A 17,164-nucleotide genomic window follows, 5' to 3' on the forward strand; every position below is an offset into this window, starting at 1 on the left:
CCCACCCGCCAGCGGGCGCGCCGGGTGGCGGGGCCCGCCGGCCCCCCGGCGGGGGGGGGGGGCGGCCCCCCCCCCGCCCCCCCCCCCCCGCCTCACCCGACGGGACGCGTCAGCGCAGCCCGTCCACGAACGCCTGCCAGGCGGGGGCCCCGAGGACGATGGCGGGGCCGGTCGGGTTCTTGCTGTCGCGGACGGGGACGGAGCCGCAGGTGGAGCTGGCGGCGACCTCGACGCACTCGCCGCCGGTGTTGCCGCTGTAGGAGGAGGTCCGCCAGGCCGCGCCGCCGGTCACGGTGCACTCCACGCAGTCGCCGCCGGTGTTTCCGCTGTAGCTCGACTTGCGCCAGTCCGCGTTCGTCAGGTCAGGGCCGTGCTCCATAACGCTCCTCCATCACGCGGCGGATCCGCGCCACCGATTCCTCGACGGAGAGTGCGGTGGCCTGGAGGTGAGCGTATCGGAGCGAGCCCTCCCGGACCGTTTCGGGGTTGGCCGTCATATGGCCGGAGATGAGGTCCTCGGTGTAGATGATGTCCGGGTCGTCGTCGAAGCGCATGCCGGTGAACGAGCCTGCCAGGCTCGCGTGTTCACCGGCCTCGAAAGGCAGTACCTGGATCCGCATCCAACGGTGCGCCGCGTAATCCAACAGCTTCTGGAGTTGGGCCCGCATCACCTCGTGGCCGCCGATCGGCCGGTACAGCACCGCCTCGTCCAGGATCGCCCACGCCAGCGGCGGCTTCTCCCGCTCCAGGATCCGCTGGCGCTCCATCCGGGCGGCGAGCAGACCCTCCAGGTCGTCCGGCATACCGGTGGCCAGGACCGCCCGCGCGTACTCCTCCGTCTGCAACAGCCCATAGACCACCTGCGCCTGGTACGTCGAGATGTACGCGGCCTTCGCCTCCATGTCCGCGTACGGCTGGAACCACGTCGGCAACTGGCTCCGCAGCACCAGCCCCACCAGCCGCGAGAACGTCCCGTCCGTCCCCAGCGCCGCGTCCACCCGCTCCGAGAAGTCCCGCGTCGGGATCTTTCTCGTCGTCTCGATCTGGCCGATCAGCGAGCCCGTGCAGAAGATGATGTCGCCCAACTGCGGCTGCGTCAGGCTGTGGGCCTCGCGCCGGCGGCGCAACTCCCCGCCGTAGTAGGCGAGCGGGGAGGCGTCGGGATCGAGCGTTTGGATGTTGGCCACGGCGCGGACCTCCGGGTGCAACGCCTCGCGGCGTTCGTTTCGGTACGTAGCCGAGCGTAGCCATCCCGTCGCAGCCTGGTGACATGAATCACGTAATCGTCCCCCGGAGGAATCCCGGGGAGCCCGTCTACCGCGCCGACTTCGCCCTCGGCGAGCACTCCGCCCAGCACCTGCGCCGCGTCCTGCGGCTCTACCTCAAGGCCTGGGAGCTGATGTTCCTCGCCGACGCCGCCGAGCTCGCGCTCACCGAGCTGATCGCCAACGTCGTGCGGCACGTGCCCGACCGGCGTGGCCAGACCTTCATCTTCCGGCTGCCGCGCGGCGAGGGCGTACGCGTCGAAGTCGCGGACAGCAGCCCCGCCGTGCCTCTCGCCATCACGGGTGACCCGCTGGACGACGGGGGCCGGGGGCTCGTCCTGGTCGATGCCGTCACCGACGACTGGGGCATCGTCAAGCGGTGGGACGGCGGCGGGAAGACCGTCTGGTTCGAGTGCCTGACGCCGCCGGAGAGGGGCGGCAGCCGGTTCAGGCCAGCTCGGCCAGCACCGCGTCCGTGAACGGCGTCCAGGCCTCCGCCGCCCACGGGCCGAAGGCGCGGTCGGTCAGCGCGACGCAGGCCGCGCCCGCCACCGGGTCGATCCACAGGAACGTGCCCGACTGGCCGAAGTGCCCGAAGGTCGCCGGGGAGGACGTGTTGCCCGTCCAGTGCGGGGACTTGGCGTCGCGGATCTCGAAGCCGAGGCCCCAGTCGTTCGGGCTCTGGTGGCCGTAGCCCGGCAGGACGCCCTTGAGGCCCGGGTGGACGACGCTCTGGGCCTCCAGGACCGTACGCGGGTCGAGGAGGCGGGGGGCCTGCACCTCGGCGGCGAAGCGGACCAGGTCGGCGACCGTGGAGACGCCGTCGCGGGCGGGGGAGCCGTCCAGGGTCGTGGAGGTCATGGACAGGGGTTCCAGGACGGCCTGGCGCAGGTACTCCGCGAACGGGATGCCGGACGCCTTCGCGATGTGGTCGCCCAGCACCTCGAAGCCCGCGTTCGAATACAGGCGGCGGTTGCCGGGCGGGGCCGTCACCCGGTGCTCGTCGAAGGCGAGGCCGCTGGTGTGGGCGAGGAGGTGGCGCACCGTGGAGCCCTCGGGCCCGGCCGGCTCGTCCAGCTCGACGGCCCCCTCCTCGTACGCCACCAGCGCCGCGTAGGCCGCGAGCGGCTTGGTGACCGAGGCGAGGGGGAAGCGGTGGTCGGCAGGACCGTGCGTGCCGAGGACCGTGCCGTCCGCCCGTACGACGGCGGCCGCCGCCGTCGTGACCGGCCAGGTGTCGATGATGCGCAGGCTCTCCATGCGTCCGAGCCTAACGGGCCCGCGCACCACGGTGTCCCGGGCCCCGGGGAGCCCGGGACAGGCCCCGGGGAGCCCGGGACCGGGCGCGGACGTCACGCGGCCAGCGGGGCCAACGGTGCCAGCCGGGTGCCGAGCGCCATGATCCGCATCGCCCGCTCCGTGGCGTCGGCCAGGAACTCGCCGCTCCGGCCGATCGCCTCCACCAGCGTCATCGGCGCGGGCAGGATCGCGCTGTACGCGTCCACGCCCACCGCCCGTACGTCCTGCGCGCCCGGCCCGATCGTCCCGGCCAGCACCAGGACCGGCACCCCGGCGGCATGGGCCCGCCGGGCCACCTCCGCCGGGATCTTCCCGCGTACGGTCTGGTGGTCGAGCGCCCCCTCCGCCGTGATCACGAAGTCGGCGCGGGCCAGGCGGGCGTCCAGGTCGAGGCCGTCGAGCAGGACGTCGTAACGGGGGAGGAGACGGGCCCCCACGGCCGCCAGCCCGGCCCCGAGGCCGCCGGACGCGCCCGTGCCGGGAGCCGTACGCAGGTCGACGGCCGGGGCACCGGACGCCGGGGCGAAGGCCGGGGCCAGGTCCCGGGTCAGGACGGCGGCCAGCCGCTCCAGGCCCGCCGACAGCAACTCCACCTCCGCCGGGGTCGCGCCCTTCTGCGGCCCGAACACCCGGGCCACTCCGCGCTTCCCGCACAGCACGTTGTACGGGTTGCAGGCCACGAGCAGCTCGGCGTCGGCCAGCCTGGGGTCGAGGCCGGACGGGTCGATGCGCTCCAGCTCGTGCAACGCCCCGCCGCCCCGCCGGAGTTCGCGGCCGTGCCGGTCGGTCAGCCGGGCCCCGAGGGCTTGGAGCGCGCCCGCACCCCCGTCCGACGTACCGGAGTCGCCGCAGCCGATGAGGATGCGCCGGGCCCCCGCGTCCAACGCCGCGCGGATCAGCTCGCCGACGCCGTACGTGGTGGTCGCGCCCGGGTGGCGCAGGCCCGGCGGGACCAGGGCGAGGCCCGCGACGGCCGCCATCTCGACGACGGCGGTCAGCGGACCGGGCCCGCCCAGCAGGGCGAAGTGCGAGGCGACCGGGTCGCCCACCGGGCCCGTCGCCGTGCACGGGACCAGCCGGCCGCCGCCCGCCAGGGCCAGCGCCTCCGCCGTACCCTCGCCGCCGTCGACCAGCGGGATGAGGTCGAGGTCGGCGTCGGGGATCACCCGTCGTACGCCGACGGCGATGGCCTCGGCCACCCGGGCGGCCGACAGGGACTCCTTGAAGCCGCTGGGGGCGATGGCGATGCGGTGGGTCATGGCTGGGGCCTTTCGTTCGGATCGAGGAGGACGGGTACGCCGAGCAGCGGCCAGACGACGAGGGCGAAGGCGAGGACGAGGGTCGCCGTGAGCGGGGCCAGGAAGGCGGACAGCCGCAGCAGGTCGCGCGGGGTGTACGTCGGGGCGCCGGGCACATCGGCGAAGAGGGCGACCGGCTTGGCCGAGGACGGCAGCGTGTGGCAGAAACCGGCGGCGGCCGTGGACGCCAGCGCCGCCGTGACCGGGTTGACCCCGGCCCCGACCGCCGCCGCGACCACCAGGGGGACGAGGACGGAGGACCGGGCGGAGCGCGACTGGAGCGCCAGATGGGCGGCCGTACTGACGACGACCACTCCGGCCAGGAACACCCACGGGGGCGTGGACGCCCCGAGCGGTATCCAGCCCACCAGCCAGTCGGCCGCACCCGAATCGGAGAGGGCGACGCCCATCGCCATGGTGGCGGCCATGAACAGCAGCAGCGGCCAGGGAACCGTCCGCAGACCGTCCTTGAAGCGCACCGTCCCGAGCGCGGGGGAGGTCGCCACGAGGGCGCCGATCAGCGCGACCACCGCCGGCGACACCCCGTGCAACGGCTCGCTGCACCACAGCAGGACGACCGTCGCCAGCAGGAGCAGGCACCGGGACTCCGCCGGGGTGAAGGGCCCCTCGACGGCCGTCTCGGAGTGTTCCTGGATCTGCGCCGCCGTGATCGTGACCGGGCCCTTGCGGTCGGCCCGCCGGGTCGTCGTCAACAGCACCAGCTCGGCGGCGAGATGGGAGGAGACGACCGCCAACGGCAGCCCGAGGACCAGCCATTGCACGAAGCTCAACTGCTTCCCGGTCTGCTCCCACAGCACCCCGACCGTGATCAGATGCGCGCCCGCCCCGATCAGGGTCGCGACGGCGGAGAGCAGGATGACCGTGGGGAAGAGGAGCGCCAGCATCACCACGAGGCGGGTCCGCTCCCGGAGTGCGGCGGCCAGCGCCAGGAACACCGGGAGGGTGAGGGCGGCCCGCCCCGAGGTGGCCGGTACGGCGAACGCCGTGACGACCAGTCCGGCCGTGGTCAGGTGCACCAACTGGCGTACGGTCCTGGCCCCGCCGACCAGGAAGACGGCGGCCCGGCCGGCGAGACCGGTCCGGGTCACGGCGGCCGCCAGGACGAAGGCGCAGATCAGCAGCCACACCGTCTCGTCGCCCAGGGTGGCGAACAGGGTCTCGCTGCTGATCACCCCCGTCACCGTCAGCGCCAGGCCCGCGCCGAGCGCGATGTAGGCGTCGTCCACCGGAGTGGCGATCCAGGCGGCGGTGGCCAGGGCGAACACGGCCAGGGAGAGCCGCCCGTCGGCACTGAGGCCGGGGGCGGCGCCGGGGACGGCGAGGAGAGCGCAGAGTCCGAGGACGGCACAGAGGCCGACGGTCTGCCGGAGGGGGAGAGGCACGCTGTACAGCCTCCGAAGGCGGGGTGAGCACCTGATGAGCGGCCCGTGAAGGACCTTTCATGCGGCGCCGGGCCCCCGCCGGTTCAGGGCAGCCGGTAGCCCATGCCCCGTACCGTCTCCAGCCGTTCCGCGCCCAGCTTCCGGCGCAGCGCGCGGACGTACACGTCCACGATGTTGGAGCCGGGGTCGAAGTCGTACCCCCACACATGCGACAGGATCTGCTCGCGCGACAGCACCTGGCCGGGGTGGCGCAGGAACATCTCAAGGAGCACGAATTCGCGTGCCGTCAGATCCACCGTCCTCTCGTCCGCGCGGGCCCGGCGCGTCCGCAGGTCCAGGGCGAGGCTGCCGCTGCGCAACATGGTGACCTCGGGCGCGCGGGCGGCGGTGCGCTGCCGCAGCCGTACCCGGGCGAGCAGCTCCTCGAAGCGGAACGGCTTCGTCATCCAGTCGTCGGCCCCGCCCTCGAGACCCGCCACCGTGTCCCGGACGGAGTCGCGTGCGGTGAGCACGATGACCGGCAGCGTGACGCGGGACTCGCGCAGCTCCCGCAGCACGGTGAAGCCGTCCCGGCCCGGCAGCCCGATGTCGAGCACCATCAGGTCGAAACCGCCGGTCAGCGCGTGGCCCAGCGCCAGGTCGCCGTCTTCGGCGACGACCGTGGTGAAGCCGTTGGCGCGCAGCCCCTTCTGGACGAACGAGGCGATGCGCTCCTCGTCCTCGGCGATCAGGATGCGGTTCATGAAGCGGTCTCCAGCGTGAGTACGAAGGTGGCTCCGCCGCCTTCGGTGCGGCGTAGTTCGATGCGGCCGTGGTGGCCCTCCGCGATGGCCTTGACGATGGCGAGGCCGAGCCCCGCGCCGCTGGTGCGGGTCCCGCGCCGGGACGTGCCCCGGCGGAACCGTTCGAAGATCACCTCGGCGTCCTCCGGCGGAATCCCGGGCCCGTGGTCGGCGACGTACAGCTCGACGCGGTCCGCCTCGGCCGTCCGGGAGCCGATGGCCCGTGAACCGATGGCTTGTGAACCGATGGCTCGTGAACCGATCCGGATGCGCTGGCCGGGAACGGTGTGCTGGACGGCGTTCTGCGCGAGCTGGACCATCGCCTGCGTCATCCGCTGCTCGTCCAGGCGCACTTCGAGGTCCGCGACGCCGTCGAGGTGCCACTCCCGGTCACCGAGGGTCCGCACCTTCACGAACACGTCGGCGGTCAGCTCCGCGAGCTGGACGGGCTCGGGACGTACGAAGTCGGGGCGCTCGGCCCCCGCGAGCAGCAGCAGGTCCTCGACGATGCGGCTCATCCGGTCCAGCTCGTCCGTGACCAGCCGCACCGTCTCCTCCCGGTCCGCCGGGTCGTCGCCCATCAGCTCCAGATGGCCCCGGACGATGGTGATCGGGGTGCGCAGTTCGTGCCCGGCGTCGTCGACGAAGACCCGCTGCGCGGCGAACGCCGCCTCCAGCCGGTCGAGCATCCCGTTGAACGTCTCGGCGAGGGCCGCGATGTCGTCCCGGCCCTCCACGGGGATCCGCCGCGTGAGGTCCTGCTCGGTCAGCTCCGCCGCCGTCGTCCGCACCAGCCGGACGGGCGCGAGGATGCGTCCGGCGACGGCCCAGCCGATCCCGGTCGTCATCAGCAGCGCCACGCCGGACAGCGCGAGCAGCGTCCAGAACGTCTTGTCGGCGACGGCCCGTTCGCGCTCCGGGTGGAAGGCGACGACGAACGCCCCGGGCTGCCCGCCCGCCGACGGCCCGATCTCGACCTTGGCCCAGCGCAACTCGCCCTGCGGGCGCTCCAGGGTCCCGAAGGAGTCCTTGGCGGCGTGGATCCGGGTGAGCGTGGCGCGGTCCCGCCACAGGGCGGTGTCCGGGGGCAGGTCGCGCCGCTGCCGGATGACGTCGGGCCGGTCGCCGGGCCGGCCGGTCAGGCCCAGCAACTCCTCGTCGGGGTCCGCGTACTGCCGTTGCAGATAGACGCGGAGCAGCCGGTCCGCCGTGTCGAACCGGCCGCCGGTGTCCGGATCCACCCCCTGCGGCACGAAGTTCGCGAACTCGCCGGTCTCCTGGGTGAGCAGCTGGCTGATGCGGTGGTCCACATCCCGCTGAAGGATCGAGCGCACGGTGACGGCGACCGCGCCCAGCGCGACCGCCATCACGACGAGCAACCACAGCAGGATCCGTACCCGGGCGGAGATCCTCGGGAAGCCCAGGGGCGACCGGCTAACCGTCATCACCGAAGTCGTCGTCGTCATCGTCGTCGTCGGCCGCGGAGGGGCCCGGCACGACGGAGCTGTCCGGGGTACGGGTCGGAGCGGGGGTGCCGTTCGGCGACGGCGGGGTGGCGCGTGGACTCTCGTCCAGCTGAACGGCGGGAGGCACCTTCGGCGCCTCCGAGGTGTCGGTCATGGCGTAGCTGGTGGCCGCTATGCCGAGGGGCACGGCGACGACGGCTGCCAGGGCCGCCAGACGAGGTGAGAAAGCCATGCGTTCACCCTGACGGTCCCGGACGGTACGAACATGAAGCCAGGATGAACAATTCTTCATCTGCGATGCGCTTTCCGGCCATCTGTGGAAGGGGCCTCTTCGAGGAGACCCGCCGTTTCCGCTTGCTTCGAGTGCACTCCAAGGATCTAGCGTGGAGGACATGACGGGCGCAGACACGGACAAGGGCAGCTACACCATCAGCGAGGTCGTCGCCCTCACCGGGCTGACCGCGCACACCCTGCGCTGGTACGAACGCATCGGCCTCATGCCCCACGTCGACCGCTCGCACACCGGCCAGCGCCGCTTCAGCAGCCGCGACCTGGACTGGCTGGCCTTCGTCGGCAAGCTCCGGCTGACCGGGATGCCCGTCGCCGACATGGTGCGGTACGCGGAGCTGCTGCGCGAGGGCGAGTCCACCTTCGAGGAACGGCAGGAAATGCTGGAGGCGACCCGCCGCGACGTGATCACGCGGATCGCGGAGCTCCACGACACCCTCGCCGTCCTCGACTACAAGATCGAGTTCTACGCGGGCGCCCGCAGGGCGCCGGAGAGGCACAGTGCCCGATGACTGTTGACAAGATCGCCACCACGGAGCTCGGCGCCGGCGGACCCCGGGTCGGCGTCCAGGGCCTCGGCTGCATGGGCATGAGCGAGTTCTACGGCGACACCGACGTGGCCGCCGCCCGCGACACCCTGGACGCGGCGCTGGAGACGGGCGTCACGCTCTTCGACACCGCCGACGCCTACGGGCGCGGGGCCAACGAGGAGTTCCTCGCCCCGTTCGTCGGGGCCCACCGGGACGAGATCACCCTCGCCACCAAGTTCGCGCTCGTCCGCACCGACGACCCCCACTACCGGGGCATCAGCAATGACCCCGCCTACATCCGTACCGCCGTCGAGGCGAGCCTGCGCCGGCTGAACACGGACGTCATCGACCTCTACTACATGCACCGCCGCGACCCCGCCGTCCCGCTCGCCGAATCGATCGGCGCACTGGCCGAGCTGGTCCGGCAGGGCAAGGTCAAGCAGCTAGGCCTGAGCGAGGTGACCGGCCCCGAACTGCGCGAGGCGCACGCCGTGCACCCGATCGCCGCCCTCCAGTCGGAGTGGTCGCTCTTCAGCCGGGACGTGGAGAAGAGCGCGGTCGGCGCGGCGGTGGAGCTGGGCGTCACGCTCGTCCCGTACTCCCCGCTCGGCCGGGGCTTCCTCACCGGGGCCTTCACCGACGCGGGCAAGGACCTCGCGGCGAACGACTTCCGCGCCCACCAGCCCCGGTTCACCGGCGACAACGCCAGGACGAACGCGGCCCTGCTGGAGCCCGTTCACAAGATCGCCGCCGCGCACGGGGCGACCGCCGCACAGGTGGCCCTCGCCTGGGTCCAGCAGCGCGCCGAGGTGCACGGCCTGAACGTGGTCCCGATTCCCGGCACCCGTAAGCGCAGCCGTCTCCTGGAGAACGTGGCGGCGACCCGGCTGACCCTGACGGCGGACGAACTGGCCGCACTGGAGCCGATCGCGGGCCGGGTGGCGGGGGACCGCTACCCGGACATGAGCAGTACGTCCACGGCGCGGGAGTAGGCGGCACCAGGAGTCCGGAGACGTACGCGGTGATCGCCCGGTCCATGAAGTTCATGATGACGCCGTCCCCTCACGCCAGCCCCAGCGCGAACACCGCGAACCCCGCCGCGAGCAGCCCCGCCAGCGCGCGGCGGGCGTTCGCGGCGCGGGTGCCCGACCGCCACGGGGCCTCGAAGCGGCGCGCGTACCGGGCGATCAGCACCAGCAGCCCGGCGAACACCGGCAGCCAGGCGATCCGGGCCAGCACCCAGCCCACCGTGTCCGGCGCGGTCGTCAGCCCCGCCACCACCGTGCCCGCCGCACCCGTGAGCGAGGCCGGTACGGCGGCGGCCAGCATCGCCGTCTGGTGCCAGCACAGGATCGTCATCGCCGACAGGTTGATCACCACGACCGGCGCCCACAGCAGCGGCGTGCGCAGCAGCCGCCCGAGCCGGTCGCGCAGCAGGATCGCCGCCCCGCTCTGCGCCGCCGCCAACGCCACCACCAGCAGCGACGGCGGATGCGAGTTCGTCCGCGCCTCGCCCGGCACGCCGACCATCGACGCCGGGTAGTGGAAGGCGAGCAGCAGCACGGCGAACAGCACCCCGCCGCCGATCAGCAGCAGCCGCGCCCCGCGCCTGCCGATCCGCCCCTCGCCCCAGGACACGCCCAGCTGATAGGCGAAGAGCCAACCGGGCAGGATGTTGAGTGCGCTCAGCCAGGACGGCATCGCCTCCGCGAAGGGCCCGTAGCGCAGGAAGTCCACCACCGCGACGGACGCCAGCAGCGGCAGCGCCGCCCACCCGCCGAGCCTCCGCGCCAGCCGCACGCAGAGCGGGGTGAGGGCCGTGACCACGGTGTACACCCCGACGAACCAGAGCGGCTGGATCACCAGCGTCGACGCCGTACGCAGGGTGTCGCCGGGCACGCCCAGCGCGGACAGCGCCGAGAGCAGCACCGCCCACACGGCGGTCACCCCGAGCACCGGCCGGCCGAGGCGGGTCAGCCGGCCGCCCAGCCAGGCGGCCGTCGTCGAGGTCCGGCGGCGGTAGGAGAGCACGGACGCGTACCCGCCGACCAGGAAGAAGATGCCCAGCATCTGGAGCACCCAACTGACCGGCGCGAACCCGCCGAACGTCGAGAGCGGGCTGGCGTTGTGCAGCCCGTCGGCGTCCAGCCGGAACCCGCCGAGCATCCAGTGGCCGAGCGGCACGGCGAGCAGGGCCAGGGCCCGCAGGCCGTCGATCGCGCGGTCGCGGTGGGCGGGGGTGGAGGAGTCGATACGGGCGGCGAGCCGCCGGACGTCGTCCCGTACGGCGTTCATCGGGCCGCACCCCCTACGCCCGCGGTGGCTGACTCCGCGTCGCCGCGCGCGATGGCGGCGAAGGTCCGCAGCGAATCCGTCCCCGGCGCGAAGTAACCGGCGTGGCCCTCGGCCTCGTCCGCCGGTACGCGGCGGGCGCCGAAGGCCGGATCGGTCGGGTCCGCCCCGTGGCCGAGGCCGGCGAAGCGCACGTTCGGCACGTCGTCGATCCAGTCGGTCGGGTCCTTCGCCGCCCACACCCGGGCCTTCGTCCGCAGCCCCGCGACATCGTCCGCCCGCATGCCGGGGGAGCCGAGGACCACCAGGTCGGTGGCGGGCAGACGGTGTGCGGCGATCCCGCAGACCACGGAGCCGTAGCTGTGGCAGAACATCGCGGGCTCGGGCAGCCCGTCCGCCGTCAGGCCCTCCGCGAACCGGGTCAGCCGCCCGGCCCCCGCCTCCGCGAGCCGCCCGGTCGCCGCGTCGACGCCGACGCCCACGGGCGTGGTGTACCCGACCCAGGCGACGACGGCGGTCCGCGGCCCCGCCTCCTCGTGCAGGGTCCTGGCCATCCCGGGCGGGGCCCCGTGGCCGGCCACCTTCCGGTCGAAGGTCCCGGCGTCGTTGTCGGACCCCGGCACCACCACCGAGACCCGCTCCGCCGCGCGCAGGTCCCCGAAGACCTCGGCGACCTGGCCGCGCCCCCGCGGATCGAACGCGAGGATCTGGCGGCCGGGAGCGGCCAGCGAACGGTAGCGGGGGTCGTCGGCGGCGATCAGCGCGAGGGAGTTGGCGCGGTAACGCAGCTCCAGCGGCGCCCCGTCGAGATTCCCGACGACGGATGGATGCCGCAGCGCCAGCAGTTGCCGCTCCCCGGCGCTCAACCCGGCGAAGAACGACGCCACTTCGGCAGGCGTGGACCGCTCCGGATCGGGCAGCTCCGTCCCCAGCAGCGCCCGGTCCGCCCGCCACTGCGTGCTGCCCGGCGGCGGCCCGGTCAGCGCCTGCTGCGCATCCCCCGAAACCCAGCCCGCGGTCCCCGCCACCACACTGGTGGCCAGTGCGAACGCGGCCACGGTCCTCGCGTATCGACGCATCGTGCCCTCCCTCTCCGGATCAGCACCGAGCGGTGCGACCGGGAGGAAGGTAGGAAGAGGACGGGTGACGCGGCGTCACACCGGGGAGCCAACTGCGGGGTGATACCGGGGTAGGGGGTGGGCCAGGCCCGGGGCCCGATGTCTACGCCCCCGCGTCCCCCGGCGTCACCAGCCCCGACTCGTACGCGAAGATCACCGCCTGCGCCCGGTCCCGCAGGTCCAGCTTGGCCAGCACCCGCCCGATGTGCGTCTTCACGGTCTGCTCGGCCAGCACCAGCCGCCCCGCGATCTCCTGGTTCGACAGCCCCCGGGCGATCAGCTCCAGCACCTCGCTCTCGCGCGGGGTGAGGCCGTTCAGGCGCAGCGCCTGGCCGCCGCGCGTCGCCCCGGCGGGCCGCTGCGCCGCGAAGTCCGCGATCAGCCGCCGGGTCACCGAGGGCGCGAGCAGCGCGTCCCCGGCCGCCACCACCCGTACCGCCGCGATCAGATCGGCGGGCGGGGCGTCCTTCAGGAGGAACCCGGATGCCCCGGCGCGCAGCGCCTCGTACACGTAGTCGTCGACGTCGAACGTGGTGAGCATCAGGACCTTCGGCCGGTGCACCACGCCCACCGGCGGGTTCAACAGCTCGCGGGCGGCGGCCAGTCCGTCCATCTCCGGCATCCGGACGTCCATCAGGACGACGTCGGGGTGCTGGTTGCGGCTCACGTCGACACCCTGGCAGCCGTCTGCCGCCTCGCCCACCACGTCGATGTCGCTCTGCGCCGACAGCAGCGCCGCGAACCCGGCCCGCACCATGGCCTGGTCGTCGACGATGATCACGCGGATGGTCACAGGTCCTCCGAAGGGGGCGGAACGGAAGGGGGCGGGGCGGAAGGGGGCGGGGGAGAAGGGGGCTGGACGGACGGGGGCTGGACGGACGGCGAGGTGGCCGGAGGCAGCGGCATCCGGGCGGCCACCCGGAACCCGCCGTCGGGCAGCGGCCCGGTGTCCAGCGTGCCGCCGGTCAACCGTACGCGCTCGCGCATCCCCACCAGCCCGTGCCCGGTCCCGCCGCTCTCCAGCGGTGAAGCGGGCTTCGGCGCGGGCCCGTTGACCACCAGGACGTTCAGATGGCCCGCGGCCGCCCGGACCGAGACCTGGGTGCGGGCCCCGGGCGCGTGCCGCACCACATTGGCCAGCGCCTCCTGCACGATCCGGTACGCCGACAGATCCACCGCCGAGGGCACCTCGCCCACGTCCGCGGCGAGCGACAGCTCCACCGGAAGCCCGGCCCGTACCGTCGCCTCCACCAACTGCTGGAGCCGGTCCAGGCCCGGCTGCGGGGTCAGGTCGCCCTCCGTGCCGTCGCTGCGCAACACCGACAGCAGCCGGCGCATCTCGCCGAGGGACTCCCGCGCGGCCGCCGCGATGGCGGCGAACTCCTCCTGCGCGGGTTCCGGCAGACCGGAGATCCGGTACGGCGCGGAGTCCGCCTGCACGGTGATCACCGACATGTGGTGCGCGACCACGTCGTGCAGTTCCCGGGCGATCCGGGTCCGCTCCTCCAGCAGCGTGCGCTGCGCCCGCTCCGCCTCGCTGATCGTCTCCTGCTCGGCCAGCCGCCGGGTCGCCTCGCCCCGCTCCCGTACCGCCCCGCCGATCACCAGGACCACCGCGCCGAGGATCGGCAGGAGCAGGGCGCTGCCGGTGCTGCGGTCCGCCGGAGCGATCAGATGCAGCACCACTCCGGCCGCGCACGTCGCGACCCACACGGCGACCACGGTCCGCCGTGTCTCGCGCAGACCGAGGGCCAGCAGCAGGAAGAGGTACGCGACGAGCACCGGCGGGATCCACGGCCAGACGTCGTGCTGCTCGGAGGGGTGCGCCAGCAGCACCAGCGCGCCCGCGATGTCGGCAGGGAAGATGATCCACCACGCCTGGAGAGGCCGGTGGGCCAGCATCAGCAGGGGGGCCGCCCCGGCCACCCCGAGCGCCCCGGCCAGTGCGCCCGGCACGTCGTACTGCGAGGTCAGGACGTTGATCGTGACCGGGATGAAGGTCGCGGCCAGGGCGAGCACCACGACGTACGGCAGCAGCCGCTGCCACAGCTTCGGGGCCTCCGCCAGCAGCGGGGTGGACGGATGGGACGCGTGGGACAGCCCGTGGGCGAGCTCGCGCAGATTGCGGCGGGCGGCGCTCAGCAGGCCGTCGGCGGGCGGCGGGGGCCCGGCGGGGGAAGAGGTAGTGGACATGGCCCGGTCAGCCTAGGCAGACCGGAGCCCCACGGGCGTCATACCGGGGTTCCGACCCTGGCCGGTGCGCGTCATACCCCGGTACGGGGTCACAGCTCCGCGAACGTACGGGTCACAGCTCCGCGAGTAGCTGGGCCTTCTTCGCGCTGTACTCGGCGTCCGTCACCAGCCCGGCCTGATGCAGCTCGCCGAGGTGATGTATCCGCTCGGCGATGTCCGCCGGATCGCGCCGCCCGGCGTTCACCAGGGCCGGCGCGGAGGCGGCGGGCGCCGGCTGGGTCCGGCGTACGGACTCCAGGACGGCGGCGGCGAAGGGCAGCGACTCGTGCACCGGCCCGTAGCCCAGCCCGAACAGCACGGCCGCCGGATCCTGGTCCGCGCGGGCGGCCGGTGGCTCGGCGGACCCGCCGGCCGACATCCCGCCTTCCGTACATTCGGGACCGACGGGACCGTGCAGATCGCCCAGGCTGCCGCCGGTGCGGTGGTCGACCGGGGCCGCCGCGCGGGGCACCAGACGCAGATAACCGTCCAGAGCCTCGGGCGAGCGCCACACGATTCCAGCCAGTTCGCTCACCCGGAAGGTCTGGTCGCCAGCCTTCCATTTGGCGCTGGATGCCCCGGTCCAGGACCACCGGAAGGAGATCCGCTCCCCGTCGAAGCTGGCCCGGCCGTCGTACGCCTTGAAGTTCATCGGGGCCTCGGGGGCCGCCACCAGGAAGCGGTCGGCGGGCTCGCCCGACGACGGGTCCAGCAGCGCCCGCAGCTCCTCCGCGTAGTACTCGGCGAGCACCTCCCGCTCCGCCGGAAGCACCAGGCGGTAGGGGTCGCACCCCTCCTTGAGCTGCCCGGAGGCAGCCTCCACCAGAGGATCGGCACCCGGTCGTGGCACGGCACGCAGGACCACCGTGCTCCGCTTGCCCGGGGTCAGCGTCACCGACGACAGCGCCGCATACGGGATGCGGCGTTCCCGCAGGCTCTGGAAGAGCTTCGGTGTGCGGATGCCCCGTTCGAAGCGGATGAGCACGGAGTCGGTGTCGAACTCCCAGGTGGCATGAATTCCGGCCAGCACATCACCCATGTGCCTCATCGTATGCGGCACAGTCGCCCGCGTCCCCCCTCAACGTAAGTCCCGATTAATCCGTCCGACACGCTCTTCCGCGCCCTTCTACGCGCGTCAGCCGTCCCGCTCGCCGGAAATACCGCTGTGACATGCGCTGTCGGCGGTCGCGCAACTGACCGATCCGTATGCTCCGACGCCGATCGCGGCGAAGTTGTCGAGGCTCTCGGTGCCCGGTTCGAAGTAGCCGCTGTGCCCGGCGGCCCCGGCCGACGAGACGATCCGCGCACCGAAGGCCGGGTCGACCGGGTCGGCCCCGTGACCGATCCCGCCGAACTCCAGATGCGGTACGTCCCCGATCCAGTCGTCCCCGTCGCGCGTCGCCCAGATCCGCGCCCCGGTCCCCAACTGCCCGGCGTTGGCGGCCCGCATGCCGGGGCTGCCCGCGACCGCGATGTCGGCCACCCGGTCGGGTGCCCGGTGCGCGGCCACGCCGCACACCACGGAGCCGTAACTGTGGCAGAACAGCGAGACCTTCGAGACGCCGGGCAGCGCACCGACCATCGCGTTCAGCCGGACCGCGCCGTCCGACGCGAGGCCGCCCAGCGCCGCGTCCATGCCGAGACCGGCCGGGGCGGTGTAGTCGGCCCACGCGATGACGGCCGTACGGGTGTCGGGGGAGGCCGAGCGCTCCGCGCCGTACAGGGACTTGGCCATGCCCACGGGGGCCGCGTACTGGCGCTTGCTGCGCTCCAGGGTCAGCAGATGCGTGTCGACGCCCGGGACGACGACGGAGACGCGGGCGGCCCGGTCGAGATTCCCGAACACCTCGGCCGCCCGGCCCTTCCCGGACGGATCGAACGCCAGGATCTGCCGGTTGCCCGCGAGCATCGACCGGAACCGGTCGAGCCGGGCCTCCGCCTCGTCGCGCCCGTCCGGCGAGAGCTTCTCGTCGTGCGCCCGCACCTTCTCCACGGCCACGGCCTGCCTGAGGGCCAGCCGGTTGGCGTGGTAGCGCAGCGTGACCGGTACGCCGTTCAGGTTCCCCACCACCGACGGGTACTTCCCCGCGAGCGCGACCTGCTGCCCCGAGGTCAGCGTGGCGAAGAAGTGGGCCAGCCGGTAGGCGGGGGCGTCGGCGTCCGGCAGCGAACGGCCCGCTATGCGGTCCCGCGCCCAGGAGGCGAGCGCGAGCTCGCGCGGCCCGTCGGAGTGGTGATCGCGGATGGCGCTCCAGCCCGTCGTCGCCAGCATCACGAACACGACCGCCACGGCGAGCAGCGCGCGCCATGCGGTCAAGGTGGGGGAGGTGTCGAAAGAAGTCACTGCGCCACACCCTAGGAGACATGCGCCGACCGCCGTGATTCGGGTGACGTACATCACCCGTCCGCGAAGGATTCACCCCGGATCTCTCACGCAGGGTCACCGCCGCCCCGGGGTGCGCTATGCGCGACGCCGGTCCCGGGGTTCCTGATGTTGGTCCGGGGATTGGTGCCGGTCCCGGGATTCCTGACGCCAGTCCCGGGCGAGGGCCGGGACGAGCTGGTCGAGATACTCCTCGGTCAGGTCGCGCAGCGCCTCCACGCTCGGGTCCAGCCCCCGGCCCCACAGCTGACCGGTCACCCGCATCACCCCGGAGAACGCGGCGACGGCCACCCGCGGCCGGGGATCCCGGTCCACGTCGAGCCCCTCGCGCTCAGCGATCAGGAGGGCGATCTGGTTCTCCAGGGTGACCCCGCGCCGCATATGGGCGGCGAGCAGGATGGGGGTCGACTCGATCATCTGATAGGTCCGCATGTGGAGATCGACGGAGACGACCTCCTCGATGGCCTCGCCGATGCTGCTCCACGCGCACAGCACCGCCCGGCGCATGGCCTCGAAGGGCGCTTCGTCCGCGGGGCGCCGGCGCAGCTCCTCGACGAAGCGGGACTCGACCATCTCCTGCACGGCGAAGGTCGCGTCCTCCTTGCTCGCGAAGTAGCGGAAGAAGGTCCGCTGGGAGACCTCCACGGCGTCGACGATCTCGTCGACGGTGGTGCGTTCGTACCCCTGGGTGGTGAACAGTTCGAGGGAGGCGCGCACCAAGGCGTCACGGGTGCGCTGTTTCTTGCGTTCACGCAGTCCGGCTCGGGGCTCGACTGTCTGCCCGTCGGTCACGTACCGGTCCCTCTTT

The 17,164-nt window shown here is 73.2% G+C and carries 18 protein-coding genes; 3 read left to right on the plus strand and 15 right to left on the minus strand.

All coding sequences use genetic code 11. The features are described from left to right. Window positions 1-109: 109 nt before the first annotated feature. Window positions 110-379 carry a DUF397 domain-containing protein gene (locus ACIQPT_RS10605; RefSeq protein WP_401154677.1) on the minus strand — a complete coding sequence of 90 codons (270 nt, stop codon included), beginning with the start codon at window positions 377-379 and terminating at the stop codon, window positions 110-112. After that, complete coding sequence (locus tag ACIQPT_RS10610) at window positions 363-1,187, minus strand: helix-turn-helix domain-containing protein (protein ID WP_401154679.1); 825 nt, start codon at window positions 1,185-1,187, stop codon at window positions 363-365. The genes ACIQPT_RS10605 and ACIQPT_RS10610 overlap by 17 nt, the downstream gene beginning before the upstream one ends. An 83-nt stretch (window positions 1,188-1,270) precedes the next feature. Between ACIQPT_RS10610 and ACIQPT_RS10615 the strand changes: the two genes are divergently transcribed. Then, entirely contained in the window at window positions 1,271-1,744 is a 474-nt protein-coding gene (locus ACIQPT_RS10615; RefSeq protein WP_401154681.1) for an ATP-binding protein, read from the plus strand. Here ACIQPT_RS10615 and ACIQPT_RS10620 read toward each other — a convergent pair. From ACIQPT_RS10620 to ACIQPT_RS10645, 6 genes are all read right to left on the minus strand, one after another. Beyond that, window positions 1,713-2,525: a serine hydrolase domain-containing protein gene (locus tag ACIQPT_RS10620; protein ID WP_401154683.1), complete on the minus strand. Its 813-nt coding sequence runs from the start codon at window positions 2,523-2,525 to the stop codon at window positions 1,713-1,715. The genes ACIQPT_RS10615 and ACIQPT_RS10620 overlap by 32 nt on opposite strands. 92 nt (window positions 2,526-2,617) lie before the next feature. Next, entirely contained in the window at window positions 2,618-3,823 is a 1,206-nt protein-coding gene (locus ACIQPT_RS10625) for a glycerate kinase (RefSeq protein ID WP_401154684.1), read from the minus strand. Then, window positions 3,820-5,265, minus strand: a complete 1,446-nt coding sequence (locus ACIQPT_RS10630) for an SLC13 family permease (protein ID WP_401154686.1) — start codon at window positions 5,263-5,265, stop codon at window positions 3,820-3,822. The genes ACIQPT_RS10625 and ACIQPT_RS10630 overlap by 4 nt, the downstream gene beginning before the upstream one ends. Window positions 5,266-5,348: 83 nt before the next feature. After that, on the minus strand, window positions 5,349-6,008 hold the full coding sequence (locus ACIQPT_RS10635) for a response regulator transcription factor (protein WP_401154688.1): 660 nt from the start codon (window positions 6,006-6,008) through the stop codon (window positions 5,349-5,351). Beyond that, window positions 6,005-7,492: an ATP-binding protein gene (locus ACIQPT_RS10640; protein ID WP_401155148.1), complete on the minus strand. Its 1,488-nt coding sequence runs from the start codon at window positions 7,490-7,492 to the stop codon at window positions 6,005-6,007. Before ACIQPT_RS10640 ends, ACIQPT_RS10635 begins: the two co-directional genes overlap by 4 nt. Further along, window positions 7,482-7,745 (minus strand): small hydrophilic protein, encoded by a 264-nt coding sequence (locus ACIQPT_RS10645; protein WP_401154689.1) that lies wholly within the window; start codon window positions 7,743-7,745, stop codon window positions 7,482-7,484. The genes ACIQPT_RS10640 and ACIQPT_RS10645 overlap by 11 nt, the downstream gene beginning before the upstream one ends. A 160-nt stretch (window positions 7,746-7,905) precedes the next feature. Between ACIQPT_RS10645 and ACIQPT_RS10650 the strand changes: the two genes are divergently transcribed. Both ACIQPT_RS10650 and ACIQPT_RS10655 read left to right on the plus strand, forming a co-directional pair. Further along, entirely contained in the window at window positions 7,906-8,313 is a 408-nt protein-coding gene (locus ACIQPT_RS10650) for a MerR family transcriptional regulator (protein ID WP_401154690.1), read from the plus strand. Next, the gene (locus tag ACIQPT_RS10655) at window positions 8,310-9,323 is read left to right on the plus strand and encodes an aldo/keto reductase (protein WP_401154692.1); all 1,014 of its coding nucleotides are present in this window, start codon (window positions 8,310-8,312) and stop codon (window positions 9,321-9,323) included. Before ACIQPT_RS10650 ends, ACIQPT_RS10655 begins: the two co-directional genes overlap by 4 nt. Window positions 9,324-9,393: 70 nt before the next feature. On the opposite strand, the gene ACIQPT_RS10660 is transcribed toward ACIQPT_RS10655, so the two are convergent. The 7 genes from ACIQPT_RS10660 to ACIQPT_RS10690 form a co-directional block, all read right to left on the minus strand. Next, the gene (locus ACIQPT_RS10660) at window positions 9,394-10,626 is read right to left on the minus strand and encodes an acyltransferase (RefSeq protein ID WP_401154694.1); all 1,233 of its coding nucleotides are present in this window, start codon (window positions 10,624-10,626) and stop codon (window positions 9,394-9,396) included. Beyond that, complete coding sequence (locus ACIQPT_RS10665; RefSeq protein WP_401154695.1) at window positions 10,623-11,702, minus strand: alpha/beta hydrolase; 1,080 nt, start codon at window positions 11,700-11,702, stop codon at window positions 10,623-10,625. The genes ACIQPT_RS10660 and ACIQPT_RS10665 overlap by 4 nt, the downstream gene beginning before the upstream one ends. Before the next feature lie 142 nt (window positions 11,703-11,844). Next, complete coding sequence (locus tag ACIQPT_RS10670; RefSeq protein ID WP_401154697.1) at window positions 11,845-12,534, minus strand: response regulator; 690 nt, start codon at window positions 12,532-12,534, stop codon at window positions 11,845-11,847. After that, window positions 12,531-13,934: a sensor histidine kinase gene (locus tag ACIQPT_RS10675; protein ID WP_401154698.1), complete on the minus strand. Its 1,404-nt coding sequence runs from the start codon at window positions 13,932-13,934 to the stop codon at window positions 12,531-12,533. The genes ACIQPT_RS10670 and ACIQPT_RS10675 overlap by 4 nt, the downstream gene beginning before the upstream one ends. Before the next feature lie 112 nt (window positions 13,935-14,046). Next, on the minus strand, window positions 14,047-15,012 hold the full coding sequence (locus tag ACIQPT_RS10680) for a DUF4429 domain-containing protein (RefSeq protein ID WP_401154700.1): 966 nt from the start codon (window positions 15,010-15,012) through the stop codon (window positions 14,047-14,049). 96 nt (window positions 15,013-15,108) lie between these two features. Beyond that, window positions 15,109-16,317, minus strand: a complete 1,209-nt coding sequence (locus ACIQPT_RS10685; protein WP_401154702.1) for an alpha/beta hydrolase — start codon at window positions 16,315-16,317, stop codon at window positions 15,109-15,111. A gap of 117 nt (window positions 16,318-16,434) precedes the next feature. Next, a complete protein-coding gene (locus ACIQPT_RS10690; RefSeq protein ID WP_401154704.1) occupies window positions 16,435-17,148 on the minus strand; it encodes a TetR family transcriptional regulator in 714 nt (237 codons plus the stop codon). Between the last annotated feature and the right edge of the window lie 16 nt (window positions 17,149-17,164).

The sequence above is a fragment of the Streptomyces sp. NPDC091289 genome (assembly GCF_044757365.1).
In the GTDB taxonomy this organism is placed as follows: Bacteria; Actinomycetota; Actinomycetes; order Streptomycetales; family Streptomycetaceae; genus Streptomyces.

What these genes read in the sequence shown, in the direction of transcription:
- ACIQPT_RS10605 (WP_401154677.1), bottom strand. Translation starts at nt 379, where the DNA reads ATGGAGCACGGCCCTGACCTGACGAACGCGGACTGGCGCAAGTCGAGC.
- ACIQPT_RS10615 (WP_401154681.1), top strand. Translation starts at nt 1,271, where the DNA reads ATGAATCACGTAATCGTCCCCCGGAGGAATCCCGGGGAGCCCGTCTAC.
- ACIQPT_RS10620 (WP_401154683.1), bottom strand. Translation starts at nt 2,525, where the DNA reads ATGGAGAGCCTGCGCATCATCGACACCTGGCCGGTCACGACGGCGGCG.
- ACIQPT_RS10625 (WP_401154684.1), bottom strand. Translation starts at nt 3,823, where the DNA reads ATGACCCACCGCATCGCCATCGCCCCCAGCGGCTTCAAGGAGTCCCTG.
- ACIQPT_RS10635 (WP_401154688.1), bottom strand. Translation starts at nt 6,008, where the DNA reads ATGAACCGCATCCTGATCGCCGAGGACGAGGAGCGCATCGCCTCGTTC.
- ACIQPT_RS10640 (WP_401155148.1), bottom strand. Translation starts at nt 7,492, where the DNA reads ATGACGGTTAGCCGGTCGCCCCTGGGCTTCCCGAGGATCTCCGCCCGG.
- ACIQPT_RS10645 (WP_401154689.1), bottom strand. Translation starts at nt 7,745, where the DNA reads ATGGCTTTCTCACCTCGTCTGGCGGCCCTGGCAGCCGTCGTCGCCGTG.
- ACIQPT_RS10650 (WP_401154690.1), top strand. Translation starts at nt 7,906, where the DNA reads ATGACGGGCGCAGACACGGACAAGGGCAGCTACACCATCAGCGAGGTC.
- ACIQPT_RS10655 (WP_401154692.1), top strand. Translation starts at nt 8,310, where the DNA reads ATGACTGTTGACAAGATCGCCACCACGGAGCTCGGCGCCGGCGGACCC.
- ACIQPT_RS10660 (WP_401154694.1), bottom strand. Translation starts at nt 10,626, where the DNA reads ATGAACGCCGTACGGGACGACGTCCGGCGGCTCGCCGCCCGTATCGAC.
- ACIQPT_RS10665 (WP_401154695.1), bottom strand. Translation starts at nt 11,702, where the DNA reads ATGCGTCGATACGCGAGGACCGTGGCCGCGTTCGCACTGGCCACCAGT.
- ACIQPT_RS10675 (WP_401154698.1), bottom strand. Translation starts at nt 13,934, where the DNA reads ATGTCCACTACCTCTTCCCCCGCCGGGCCCCCGCCGCCCGCCGACGGC.
- ACIQPT_RS10680 (WP_401154700.1), bottom strand. Translation starts at nt 15,012, where the DNA reads ATGGGTGATGTGCTGGCCGGAATTCATGCCACCTGGGAGTTCGACACC.